Here is a 12,635-nt window from a genome sequence, read left to right on the forward strand (position 1 = left end):
AGTTTTAAATTTCTTTTATATCTTCTCTTAATTTTTTTAGTGCACCATATATTCGTTTCTCGACAGCTTTTTGAGAAATATCTAAAAGCAAAGCAATTTCTTTATGCTTTTTGCCCTCAATTCTATTAAGTAAAAAAGCAGTGCGTTGAGCTTCAGTTAAATTGCCAACAGCTTTTTGGAGCTTATCCATATATTCATTTCCTTCCAGAATAAATTCGGGAGTTTCATTGGTATGGGTTTTGGGTTTCGTTTTTTGATATTTCAAAACCACTTTTTGATGTGATGCTTCATTCAGCATTAAATTATTAGCCACTGTAAATAAAAAAGATTTTGCTTTACCTGGAGTTATTTTACCACAATGTTCCCAAAGTTTAATAAATGCTTCTTGCACTTTATCTTTAGGATTAAAATGCTCCCCAAATTTATAATACAGAAAGTCGTGTAGGTTTTTAGAGTGCTTTTCAAACAGCGTTGAAAACAATCGTTCGTCACAAATATTATCACTTATGTCTTTATTCATAATTGAATCTTGGTACGGTAAAAATAAAAAAAAGAAGTTTGAGGGTAGGAGTTTTTAAAGTTTAGTTGTTTTATAAGAAAATTGAAGTAAAACAAAAACCTACATTATGAAAACGAAATTTAATTTCACGCTTTTATTAGCCTTTTTTGCCCTTTTAACTTTTTCTTCATGTCAAGATGAAGTTATTGAAATTACCGAACCTAATGAAAATCAGGTTATTGCTCCACAATCTACCTTGGCTAGCTTGATGAGATCTACATCGTCTAATGACGGTACTACAGATGATATTATGGATAATGCTAACTGCTTATCTATAAATTTACCTGTAACTATTATTGTAAATGGAATCACAATCACAATTACTACTGAAGAAGACTTAGACTTTATTAGAGATGTTTTCGAAGAATTTAGTGATGACGAAGACACGCTAGAATTTATCTTTCCTATTACCATTGTATTGAATGACCATACAGAAGTAGTTATTGAAAACATGGATCAATTAGAAGATTTTATCGATAGATGTGAAAATGAAGAAGTTATTGAATGTGTAGATTTTGTTTACCCTATTTCATTTTCTATTTATAATACAGATTTTCAAGTTATTGAAACAGTTGTTATAGAAAACGACAGAAAACTTTACCAATTCATGCAAAGAATAGAAAATTCTGAACAAGCTATTTTAGCAAGTTTAAATTTTCCAGTTGAAATGGTTTATGCTAATGGAGAAACCGTTGAGGTTAATAGCAACCAAGAGTTAGAACGTGTGATTAATGAAGCCGAAGATATGTGTGATGATGACGATGATTGCGATATAGATGAAGTTGACGAATATTTAATGGAATGTTACTGGAAAATATTTAGATACAATGGAGATGACCATTTAAGACCTTACCATCTTGCTTTTCTTGAGAATGGACAATTAAAAGTCATTAATCCAGACGGTTCTATGACACAATATGGAAGCTGGAATACAAGAGAAACAGATGATGGTGTTGTATTAAAAATCACAGAAATAAACACCTTTAATGAAAATTTAAGTGGAGAGTGGTTAATAGAAGAATGTGATGACGACAGATTTAAACTTGTAAGAGAAAGTGATACTGCTGGAACTAGTGATACTACAATGGTTCTTAAGCAACGTTGTGAAGATGAACCAGACTGCTCAGCTCAAGAAATAAAAAGATACTTAAAAGACTGCTCATGGTTTGCAGGTACGAATGTATTTAACAACACGCAATATCCAGAGTTTATATTTGGTGATGATGGTTCAGTAATTGTTGTAGATAGCGTAAATAATGTAGAGGTTTCAGGTACATGGGAAGTTGCTTTAACGGATTATGGTATTAAATTAATTTTAGAATTACCTGCACCATATAATGACTTATCTGGTTATTGGAAAATTTACGAATGTGATGATGATAGAATTAAAGTAATTCGCGACGATTATTATATAGTTTTTGAAAAAGAATGTGATAATCCATTTGATTGTTTCGAGAATAAAGATGTAGTTATTTGTGATGATAGTGTTGAGTTTGATGGAATTGCAACATTTAATTTAAATGATGTTTATGATGAATGTCCAAATGATGATGTAGAAATTACATTCCATTTAAGTGAAGCAGATGCGCACGATAATGTAAATGCTTTACCATCAGAATATACAAACACTAACAATCAACAACCTCTTTGGGTTAGAGTGACTTTAGCAGGAACAAATAGATACGAAATTTTCTTCGCTGTACTTTATGTAGAGGATTGTAGTGATGACTGTACAGAAGAGATGGTAGATTCATATTTAGTAGAAGAGAATTGTCATTGGGTACCAGTTACAATCAATAGTAGCAACGACTTTAATGGTTACGATTTCTATTTCAACGCAAATCAAAATTTAGTTATCAAAGATGCCTCAGGAAATGAAACTGTTGGTACATGGTCAACTAGTGCTGGAACAGGAACAGGTGTAGTAATAAGCATTAGTCAAATAGCAAGCCCTTTCGAGCCTTTCAACAAAGATTGGATTGTTGTTGAATGTGGTGCAGAACGTATGGTACTTGTTAATGATAATGTAGAATTAATTATAGAAAGAGAATGTCTGTAAAGACATAATAATATACGGGCTTTCAAAAAAGCTTTAGTTGTTTTTAGTTATTGGTTAGACAAAAAGGGTTGCAATTTAATTGCAACCCTTTTTTATGATGTTATAACTTCTATTATACGCTTCAAATTATTAAATTTGCATTTCTCAAAATTAGAAGTAGAATATGTTTAATAATTTAAGCGATAAGTTAGATAAAGCACTTCACGTCCTAAAGGGTCATGGAAGTATTACCGAAGTAAATGTAGCAGAGACTTTAAAGGAAGTGCGTAGAGCGCTTTTAGATGCCGATGTTAACTTTAAAATTGCTAAAGATTTTACCAACAAAGTAAAAGAAAAAGCTCTAGGTCAAAATGTATTAACAACATTACAGCCAGGGCAATTAATGGTTAAAATCGTTAAAGACGAGCTAACCGAATTAATGGGTGGAGATGCTGCAGGAATAAATCTTTCAGGAACACCATCGGTGATTTTAATGTCTGGTTTGCAAGGATCTGGTAAAACAACATTTTCTGGTAAACTAGCCAATTATTTAAAAAATAAGAAAACTAAAAAACCTTTATTGGTAGCTTGTGATGTATATCGTCCTGCTGCAATAGACCAATTACATATTGTTGGCGAGCAAATTAACGTTGAGGTATTTAGCGATAGAGGGAATAACGATCCAGTTGCTATAGCTCAAGCTGGTGTGGCTCATGCTAAGGCAAATGGATTTAATGTGGTAATTATAGATACCGCTGGTCGTTTAGCCGTAGATGAAGCAATGATGACCGAAATCTCTAACATTCATAAAGCAGTACAGCCAGAAGAAACATTGTTTGTGGTCGATTCTATGACAGGTCAAGATGCGGTAAATACAGCAAAGGCTTTTAACGATATTCTGAATTTCGAAGGTGTTATCTTAACAAAACTTGATGGTGATACACGTGGTGGAGCAGCAATTTCTATTAAGTCGGTTGTAAATAAGCCAATCAAATTTATAGGTACAGGAGAAAAGATGGATGCAATCGATGTGTTCTATCCTGCTCGTATGGCAGAACGTATCCTAGGTATGGGAGATGTGGTGTCGTTAGTTGAACGTGCTCAAGAACAGTTTGATGAAGAAGAAGCCAGAAAACTTCAAAAGAAAATAGCAAAAAACCAATTTGGTTTTGATGATTTCCTAAAGCAAATTCAGCAAGTTAAGAAAATGGGAAGCATGAAGGACCTAATGGGAATGATTCCAGGTGCTGGAAAAATGATGAAAGATGTCGATATTGATGATGATGCTTTCAAAGGTATTGAAGCCATTATACATTCAATGACACCTGAGGAGCGCACAAATCCATCAATATTAAATGCTAGTAGAAAAAAACGTATTGGTAAAGGTTCAGGAACTTCAGTACAAGAAGTAAATCAGTTGCTAAAGCAATTCAATCAAATGAGTAAGATGATGAAGATGATGCAAGGCGGCGGCGGAAAGAAAATGATGCAAATGATGAAAAATATGCCAAGATAATATTAAACTTAAAATAGCACAACATGACAATTCTAGACGGTAAAAAGGTTAGTAACGATATTAAAGATGAAATAGCTGAACAAGTATCAGTAATGAAATCTAATGGCGAAAAAGTACCGCATCTGGCTGCTGTGTTAGTTGGAACAGATGGTGCAAGTATGACTTATGTTGGTGCTAAAGTTAAGGCTTGTGAGCGTATTGGGTTCGATTCTACATTAATCGATTTGCCAGAAGAAACTACCGAAGAAGAATTATTAAATCATATCGATAATTTAAATAACGATGATGATATTGATGGTTTTATAGTACAATTACCATTACCAAAACATATTGACGAACAAAAAGTGTTAATGGCTGTTGACCCTGATAAAGATGTTGATGGATTTCATCCAACAAACGTAGGAAGAATGACCTTAGATTTGCCATCATTTTTACCAGCAACACCATTCGGAATTTTAGAATTGTTAGAGCGTTACAATGTTGAAACCTCTGGGAAACATGTTGTTGTTATGGGACGTAGCCATATTGTTGGTCGCCCAATGAGTATCTTAATGAGTCAAAAACGTAAAGCAGGAAATGCAACTGTTACCGTGGTACATAGTCGTACACAAAATCTTGCTGAATTTACTCTTGAAGCTGACATTGTTGTCGCTGCTATTGGTATTTCTGAATTCTTAACAGGAGATATGGTTAAGGATGGCGTGGTAATTATTGATGTTGGCATCACACGTGTTCTAGACGAAACGAAAAAACGAGGTTACAGACTTGCAGGCGACGTAGATTTTGAAAGTGTTAGCAAAAAAGCAAGTTATATAACCCCAGTTCCGGGAGGTGTTGGACCAATGACTATTGCAATGCTTCTAAAAAACACATTGCTAGCAAGAGAAATGCGTAGCAAATAGTAACAATCACTTTGAGCTTAGTCGAAGTGTCTTTTTAGTGTTTTTCCCTCTCAAAAAAAATGAGTACCTTTTTTACAAATTAAAAAGGTTTTCTTATGAGACTATTTAAAATCCTGTCACTATCATTATGTTTTCTTATTTTCAATTGTGAAACAACTACTAAAAAAGCCAACTCTGTAGCAGTTAGTGTATCGTTTTCTAGCGATGCTAACAGCCAACCTATCGATGGAAGATTACTCTTAGTATTTGCAGATAATAATGAACGTGAACCACGTTTTCAAGTGACTGAAGGTCTTAATGCGCAACCCATTTTTGGAATGAACATTGACGGTTTAGCACCTGAAGAAAAAGTGGTGTTCGATGAAACTATTTCAGGATTTCCGTATCAAAGTTTAGGCGATATGGCGCCTGGAACCTATTATGCGCAGGCAGTGTTGCATACGTACGAAACGTTTAATCTGTCTACAGGACATACGGTAAAATTACCAATGGATAATGGTGAAGGGCAACAGTGGAATCGCTCACCAGGAAATTTATATAGCACACCAATTCAGGTTGAGGTTACCGAAAATGGACTTAAAGACTTTGAAATTATTATGGATAATGTCATTCCAGAAATTGTACCTCCAGAAGATACCGAATGGATTAAGCATATTACTATGAAATCAGAATTACTATCCGAGTTTTGGGGACGTGATATGTATTTAGGAGCGCATGTATTATTGCCAAAAGGGTTTGATGAACATCCTGAAGTCAAATATCCACTTATGGTGTTTCAAGGTCATTTTCCGTCAGACTTCGGAGGCTTTAGAACCACACCACCTGATGAAAATCTAGAACCTGTGTATTCTGAAAGATTTGATTTAGATGGTTACAATATTATTCAACAACAGGAAGCTTACAATTTTTACAAACGCTGGAATGAACCAGATTTTCCACGTTTCTTAATTATCGAAATCCAGCATCCAACACCATATTATGATGATTCGTATGCAGTAAATTCTGCAAGTCAAGGACCTTATGGGGATGCATTGACGTATGAGTTAATTCCTTATATCGAAAAAATGTTTAGAGGTCAAGGCGAAGGCTGGTCGCGATTTTTGTATGGAGGTTCTACAGGAGGTTGGGAAGCCTTAGCGGTTCAAGTAAAATACCCTGAGGAGTATAACGGTTGTTTTGCAGCATGTCCTGACCCAATTGATTTTGCAGCCTATTGCTTAACTAATATTTATGAGGATGAAAATGCGTATTATGTTGGTGGTAAACATAAAAAAGTAGAGGTTCCAGGACGTAGAGATTATTTAGGAAATATAAGTTCTACAGTTAGAGAGTCTAATCATCTAGAGTTAGTTTTGGGAGATAAAACACGTTCAGGTGGACAATACGATATTTGGGAAGCTACTTATTCACCACAAGGCGATGACGGTTATCCAACCAGGTTATGGGATAAAGTTACAGGTGATATTAATCATGATGTGGCAGAATATTGGAAAGAGAACTATGATTTGCGACATATTTTAGAACGTGATTGGGATAAAGTAGGCGAGAAACTCAAAGGAAAAATACACATTTACTGTGGAGATATGGATAATTATTACTTAAATAACGCTGTGTATTTAATGGAAGACTTCCTTGAAAACACAACTGATCCATATTATGATGGCGAAGTAGCTTATGGTGACAGAGCAGAACACTGCTGGAATGGTGACCAAGAGAACCCAAATGCTATTTCTAGATTGCGTTACAATAGTATGTACGTGCCAAAAATTATGAAACGCATTGCTGAAAGTGCACCTGCTGGCGCCGATTTAACGAGTTGGAGGTATGAGTAGTAGTATTTCATAATTGAAGATTGAAAATGGAAATTGAAAAAGGATTTAAAATAGACTCGCCAGATGTATTTGTCCCTTGGAATATTAGCGAGAAAGAATTTGTTAAATTATTTGAGACTAACAAATTGAAAAATGTTGCAAACGGATATTATACAATATCTTGTGAATCTCTAGATGGATTGAAATGTTTCATTGGATTTCATTTCGATCCGAGAAGAAATGGAATATTAAATGAGTTAGAATTCTTTAGACTAGATTATACTAACCAAAAAGCATCGTTCGAAGATTTTCAATTTCATTTTGAAAAAGCATTTGGAAATCCAAATCTAAAATCAAAAGGGAAAGAAGGATTTGACAATTATCAATGGTCAATTAATGAAATTAGAATAATGCACTATATTTTTGATAGATTCGGAAATGAAGAACATATGAGGATAAGGAACGAAAGTACATCGATTATTAAGGAACTTTAATCCCTACTCTCAAACAACAACCAAGAATTTGGGTCAATAACCACCTCTTTAACTTTTCCTTTTGCATCCAATTTGGCTGAGGTTTTTTTATCTTTTACAGATAAAGTCACAACCTCAGAAGAGTCATCTTCATATACAAGTTTTAACTCTATTGGAAACGCAAAGACTACATCAGTTTTTTGAGTTTGCTCAATATTAAACGTTAGTGTTTTATCATTAGATTTCCATGAGGTTTTTAAAATTGGATGTCCAGGTTTCTCTAACCATTGCTCAAAAAAGGCATCTAATTCTTGTTTGGTTACTTCTTCAAACACATTTTTTAAATCGTTACTAGAGGCATTTTTTAAAGCATATTTTTTATAATAGGCTCTAATGCTATTCCAAAACGGTACATCGCCTACTTTTTTGCGTAACATGTGTAATACCCAAGCACCTTTTCTATAAGAATTAGCATTTAACAAACGCATCAAACTTTTGGTTTCAGTATCTAAAACAGGTGTTAATTGTTCTTTAGAAAACTTAATAACTGCGTTGCGTTGGTCATGAACTAATTCTAGAAACGCCTCTCTGCCTTTCATTTTTTCAACATATAAGTTGGTGAAATAGGTTGCAAAACCTTCACTTAACCAAACATGTGTCCAATCACTTTCTGAAGCTGAGTTTCCAAACCATTGGTGTGCAATTTCATGAGCAATAAGATTTTCAATTTTACGCTCACCACTAACTGAGTTTTCAAAATAGAAAATATTACTGGCATTTTCCATACCACCAAAACGTGTTTTAGACTGTACATTAGCCAATTTTGAATAAGGATAAGGACCAACATGTTCTATAAAGAAATTAATGATGTCTTTTCCCATAGCATAATCGTAAAAACCAGCCTCTTTATTTTGCGGATATACCCAAGATGAAATAGGGATATTAATAGTTTCACCAATGTGTTGTACTGCAAATCGAGCAATACCAATCACCATAACTTTAGTAGGAATTGGAACTTCTGTTTTCCAAACATAATAGGTGGTTTCATTATCTAAATCGGTTTCCTCTATTTGCGTACCATTACCAACAACTTGATAGTGTGAAGGTGCAGTAACATACCATTCTACTAATGCTTTGTCTGAAGGATGGTCTACCGTTGGTAACCATTGATGTGCTCTATTTGGCCAATTATCGCCAAAAAAAGTACGATCGCCATATTTGTTTTTAGAAATCACCAATCCATCTTTTGGAACACCATGATATGTAATAGTGAATGTTTTTTGCTCACCAGAATTTGCATTACTAAAAATGGTCAAAACGTTGTTTTGATGCTCAAATTTTACAGGGTTTCCATTCTCAGAAACTGAGGTTACCATCATTCCTTTATTTGTCTCATCGGTATTTTCTAAGTCCAATTTAAAACTCTCTAAATTTGAGGTTGCAATAAGGTTGACTTTTGCTTCTCCTTGCATGTCATTATTATCGTCATTTACAGAAATATGAAATTCATATTTTTGAACATCAATAGCGCCATAATTGGTGTAAACACGTTGACTAAATGATGTTAAGCTAAAACAAAAAGCGACTAAAAGGAAGATGATTTTTTTCATGGTATGGATTAATTATTTTGCAAATAGTTGATTCATGTCTTTAAAGGCTTTAAACTCTAAGGCATTTCCTGAAGGGTCTAAAAAAAACATCGTTGCTTGTTCGCCAACAAGGCCTTCAAACCTAATATAAGGTTCAATAATAAATTGAATGCCTTTTGCTTTTAATGATTCAGCGAAGGTTTGAAACGTATCCCAAGTTAGCACAACGCCAAAATGAGGAACAGGAACATTTTTACCATCCACTGGATTAGTGTGTACAGCCTCTTTAGATTTTTCTTTGTAATGAATCACTAGTTGATGACCAAAAAAATCAAAATCTACCCAATGGTCACTACTGCGTCCTTCAACACAACCAAGCGTGTCTCTGTAAAATGTTCTGCAAGTGTCTAAATCCCATACAGGAATTGCTAAGTGAAAAGGTGAAATTTGTGTCATTGGTTGGTTTTTAATGTAAAGTTACATTTTTTGTCGAATACAATTAATTTTCCAAGTAGGATAAATAATTTTTTCTTCTTTATCTGCCCATTCTCCAACCCATTTAAAACCAATGTCACTCATATCATAAAAGGTTAATCTAAAGTAGCCGTCTGTTCCATTTGGTGCTTTTTGTTCACGATAGAGTACAATTTCATCCTCTTTTTTATTGCCTTCCCAAACAGGAAAAGTGGTTGAAGGTGTTTTTGATGAATACCAATGCACGTACCATCTGCTACTATCTGCTATAAATTGTCTAATACTTCCTGCATGCGAACCATCAGATTTAAATGATTCATCTTGAACAGCCATGCCGTTTAAAGTGTATTTCCAAGTCCAAATCATATCGACAGGGTTAGCCCACGAACCATCAGGATTTCTGCTTTCTGAACTACATTTGTTTGTGCCAATTAAAGTTTGGTAATCTTTAACTTGTTGAGGTGCTTCAGGATTGGCTTTTCCATACGGAAATTCTTTAGAAGCATTATAATTTTTCTGTGCAAACGATGAAAACGATGAAAACGATGAAAACGATGCAAATGAGGCAAGAAGGAATAGTAGTGTAGCTTTTTTCATAATAACTTTTTTTTATTTTCAAGTTACTTATCAAAAATAAAAGTAGAATGCTAATTATGAATAAATTAACAGCTAATTAGTGTTTGTGATTCTTTTTATTTGAAGAGAATTTACCACCGTTTTGTGAGTGAGATTTATAGATTTTTGTTGACTCGCTTAATAAATCATTGAGGGTTTTAAGCTCTTCAGAAGTAAGTTCTCTATAACTTCCAACGGGAACATCTAAACTTATATTCATAATACGAGTACGTTTTAAAGTTTGTACTTCATAAGTTAAATACTCACACATTCTACGAATTTGTCTGTTTAAACCTTGAGTTAGTATAATGCTAAAGGTATGCGAGTTTATTTTTTTAACCTTACACTTTTTTGTTGTTTGGCCTAAATCTTCAATAAAAATTCCACCAGACATTCTATTAACAAAGGTTTGCGAAATTGGTTTGTCAACCGTTACAATATATTCTTTTTCGTGATTGTTACTAGCTCTAAGAATTTTATTAACGATATCGCCATCATCAGTTAGGAGTATTAAACCTTCGCTTGGTTTGTCTAAACGACCAATTGGGAAGATGCGTTTATGATAATTAATATAATCGATGATGTTGTCTTTTTCAACGCTTGTATCTGTGGTACAAACAATACCAACGGGTTTGTTAAATGCTAAATAGGTGCGTTCAACGTCTTTGTTTTTAATAATTTCACCATCAACAGCAACAACATCTTGTTCTGTGACTTTGCTTCCCATTTCTGGAACTAATCCATTAATGGTCACACGACCTTCTTCAATAAGTTTGTCGGCTGCTCGTCGAGAGCAAAAACCAGCTTCACTTAAATATTTATTGAGTCGGGTTAACTTTTCTTCCATTAGACAAAAGTACTATTTATTATTAGCTTTTTATAAAGTCAACAATGCTTTTGGTAACAGATGTACTATTAAGTGAATGGCCTAATCCTTTTGTAGAAATTAAGGTACTGTTTTTATAATTCGATGTAATAAGTTTTGCATCTGAAAAAGGAATAATAGGGTCTTTAACATCATGAATTATAAGTCCTTCAGTAGCTATGTCTTTGACAAATTTTGAAGTTGAAAATGCTGTTGGCGCAGCGCCAAAACGATTGATGATGATTCTACTTAAGCTGTTCTCAATTTTCTTATTGTAGCCTAAAAGATTGATGTAGTTTTTAAGAATATCTTCAAATTCGGATGGTGCTCCTAGCAACACCATTTTTTGAATAGATTCCAATTGATATTTTTGTTGATAAAACACTAATGACATACCACCAACCGAGTGACCAATAACTATTTGAGGTTGGTGTTTTTGTGCGACAATATTTATAAATTCAGAATAAAGTAATGCATTAAAAGATTTGCTTTCAGACGCGCCATGAGCTGGAGCATCTAAAGCAATAACATTAAACCCTTCATTAATAAAACTGTCAATTTTATTTTTCCAGCGGGCCGAATTACTTTCCCAACCATGAGCCAGCAAAATGGTTGCTTTGTCTCCTTTCCAATGGTAGGTTGCAATCTTTAAGTCGTCATAATGTAAGACTTCTTTTTTAGCTGAATTTAAAAAAACTTCTTGCTTACGTGTTAGCTTTCCTTTTCGTGGTTTTGAAAATATATGTAGTGCTTTGTTTGCAGCATAATCTGGCGAAACATAACTTAATACATTAAGGTATGAACCAATAAGTTTGATGATGTGTTTTTCCATAAAAATAGGTGTGCTTAGTCTTCTCTATGAACTTTGTCAATTGAGAATGCAGGTGTGCATATTGCTAAATACTCACAAGGTTCGGTAAATGGATTTGAGTACTGCACTCTAATATTTTTATTAATTTTTATAGATTGCCCAGCTTCTAATACAATGGTTTCACCATCAATAATAAATTGCTTTTTGCCTTTAATAATATAGGTGTATTCATCAAACTCAGGTGTTTGAAAAGGTTCGCTCCAACCCGAAGGCGCAACCATATGTGCAATACTTAATTCTGGGTTGTTGTTTATTGCATTTCCAAAATGTTCTTCGATAAGTTTACCATCATCAGTAGGAACAATAAAAGGTGATTTTTGTAGGGTGTATTTTTTCATCTAATACCACTGAATAAAAAAGTTTTTAATCTTAGCGTCATCAGGAATATGAATAGCTTCAATTTTTAAATTCATGTCAAAACGCATTTCTGCTGGTAATTCATTTTTATCAATTGTAAAATACGCATTGATGTCATCTACAGATACAATAATATTGCGCAACGTATTTTGAATGCTTGAAATTTTGTAGTTATCTCTAATAGCTTTAAAAGTGCTTTTTGTGTCTAATCCTTTAGGTGTTTTATAGCGTTCGTCCATAACTCTAACAGTTCTAATGGTTGCAGTAGAATCTAATGATTGAGAAGGCGATAAGACTAAAAGCTCTTTGCGGCCTTTTTCGTAAACAATAATATCATTTGTACTACCACTAAACTCATCACCGCTCACAGAAGTAACAATGGAATCGTTTGCAAATACCATTTTTAAATCTTTTACTTGCGTAGAATCGTTGAGGTTACCAACATTTTGTGTTGCTATTTGAAAAGGGTCTTGTTCTATATTACAAGAAGTTAATAAGGCGATAGATAGGATTAGGGCTAAGATTGAGTGTTTTTTCATTTACAAATAATTTTGTGATGCAATTT

The 12,635-nt window shown here is 33.8% G+C and carries 13 protein-coding genes; 5 read left to right on the plus strand and 8 right to left on the minus strand.

What is annotated here, in order from left to right; translation table 11 throughout:
• Positions 1 to 4 precede the first annotated feature (4 nt).
• The gene (locus HB672_RS05940; RefSeq protein ID WP_208864182.1) at positions 5 to 520 is read right to left on the minus strand and encodes an RNA polymerase sigma factor; all 516 of its coding nucleotides are present in this window, start codon (positions 518 to 520) and stop codon (positions 5 to 7) included.
• A gap of 106 nt (positions 521 to 626) precedes the next feature.
• On the opposite strand from HB672_RS05940, the gene HB672_RS05945 reads away from it, so the two are divergent.
• The 5 genes from HB672_RS05945 (at position 627) to HB672_RS05965 (ending at position 7,320) form a co-directional block, all read left to right on the plus strand.
• Positions 627 to 2,618 (plus strand): hypothetical protein, encoded by a 1,992-nt coding sequence (locus HB672_RS05945; protein ID WP_167609243.1) that lies wholly within the window; start codon positions 627 to 629, stop codon positions 2,616 to 2,618.
• A gap of 163 nt (positions 2,619 to 2,781) precedes the next feature.
• Positions 2,782 to 4,113: a signal recognition particle protein gene (gene ffh / locus HB672_RS05950; protein WP_167609246.1), complete on the plus strand. Its 1,332-nt coding sequence runs from the start codon at positions 2,782 to 2,784 to the stop codon at positions 4,111 to 4,113.
• A gap of 23 nt (positions 4,114 to 4,136) precedes the next feature.
• Positions 4,137 to 5,015, plus strand: coding sequence for a bifunctional methylenetetrahydrofolate dehydrogenase/methenyltetrahydrofolate cyclohydrolase FolD (gene folD / locus HB672_RS05955; protein ID WP_167609249.1), 879 nt, complete (start codon positions 4,137 to 4,139; stop codon positions 5,013 to 5,015).
• A gap of 95 nt (positions 5,016 to 5,110) precedes the next feature.
• Positions 5,111 to 6,847 carry an alpha/beta hydrolase-fold protein gene (locus HB672_RS05960; RefSeq protein ID WP_167609252.1) on the plus strand — a complete coding sequence of 579 codons (1,737 nt, stop codon included), beginning with the start codon at positions 5,111 to 5,113 and terminating at the stop codon, positions 6,845 to 6,847.
• Positions 6,848 to 6,873: 26 nt separating this feature from the next.
• Positions 6,874 to 7,320: a hypothetical protein gene (locus HB672_RS05965; protein WP_167609255.1), complete on the plus strand. Its 447-nt coding sequence runs from the start codon at positions 6,874 to 6,876 to the stop codon at positions 7,318 to 7,320.
• Here the strand turns inward: HB672_RS05965 and HB672_RS05970 are convergent.
• The 7 genes from HB672_RS05970 to HB672_RS06000 form a co-directional block, all read right to left on the minus strand.
• Positions 7,317 to 8,909 (minus strand): M1 family metallopeptidase, encoded by a 1,593-nt coding sequence (locus HB672_RS05970; protein ID WP_167609258.1) that lies wholly within the window; start codon positions 8,907 to 8,909, stop codon positions 7,317 to 7,319. The two genes, HB672_RS05965 and HB672_RS05970, sit on opposite strands and share 4 nt — an antisense overlap.
• 12 nt (positions 8,910 to 8,921) lie before the next feature.
• Positions 8,922 to 9,344: a VOC family protein gene (locus tag HB672_RS05975; RefSeq protein WP_167609261.1), complete on the minus strand. Its 423-nt coding sequence runs from the start codon at positions 9,342 to 9,344 to the stop codon at positions 8,922 to 8,924.
• Between the two features lie 21 nt (positions 9,345 to 9,365).
• Positions 9,366 to 9,959: a hypothetical protein gene (locus HB672_RS05980; RefSeq protein WP_167609264.1), complete on the minus strand. Its 594-nt coding sequence runs from the start codon at positions 9,957 to 9,959 to the stop codon at positions 9,366 to 9,368.
• Between the two features lie 76 nt (positions 9,960 to 10,035).
• Positions 10,036 to 10,824, minus strand: a complete 789-nt coding sequence (rluF, locus tag HB672_RS05985; protein ID WP_167609268.1) for a 23S rRNA pseudouridine(2604) synthase RluF — start codon at positions 10,822 to 10,824, stop codon at positions 10,036 to 10,038.
• A 22-nt stretch (positions 10,825 to 10,846) separates the two neighbouring features.
• Positions 10,847 to 11,674, minus strand: a complete 828-nt coding sequence (locus tag HB672_RS05990; RefSeq protein WP_167609271.1) for an alpha/beta hydrolase — start codon at positions 11,672 to 11,674, stop codon at positions 10,847 to 10,849.
• Positions 11,675 to 11,688: 14 nt separating this feature from the next.
• Positions 11,689 to 12,051 carry a cupin domain-containing protein gene (locus HB672_RS05995; RefSeq protein WP_167609274.1) on the minus strand — a complete coding sequence of 121 codons (363 nt, stop codon included), beginning with the start codon at positions 12,049 to 12,051 and terminating at the stop codon, positions 11,689 to 11,691.
• The gene (locus HB672_RS06000; protein WP_167609277.1) at positions 12,052 to 12,609 is read right to left on the minus strand and encodes a hypothetical protein; all 558 of its coding nucleotides are present in this window, start codon (positions 12,607 to 12,609) and stop codon (positions 12,052 to 12,054) included.
• Positions 12,610 to 12,635 lie beyond the last annotated feature (26 nt).

The organism is Gaetbulibacter sp. S0825, assembly GCF_011777505.1.
In the GTDB taxonomy this organism is placed as follows: domain Bacteria; phylum Bacteroidota; class Bacteroidia; order Flavobacteriales; family Flavobacteriaceae; genus Pontimicrobium.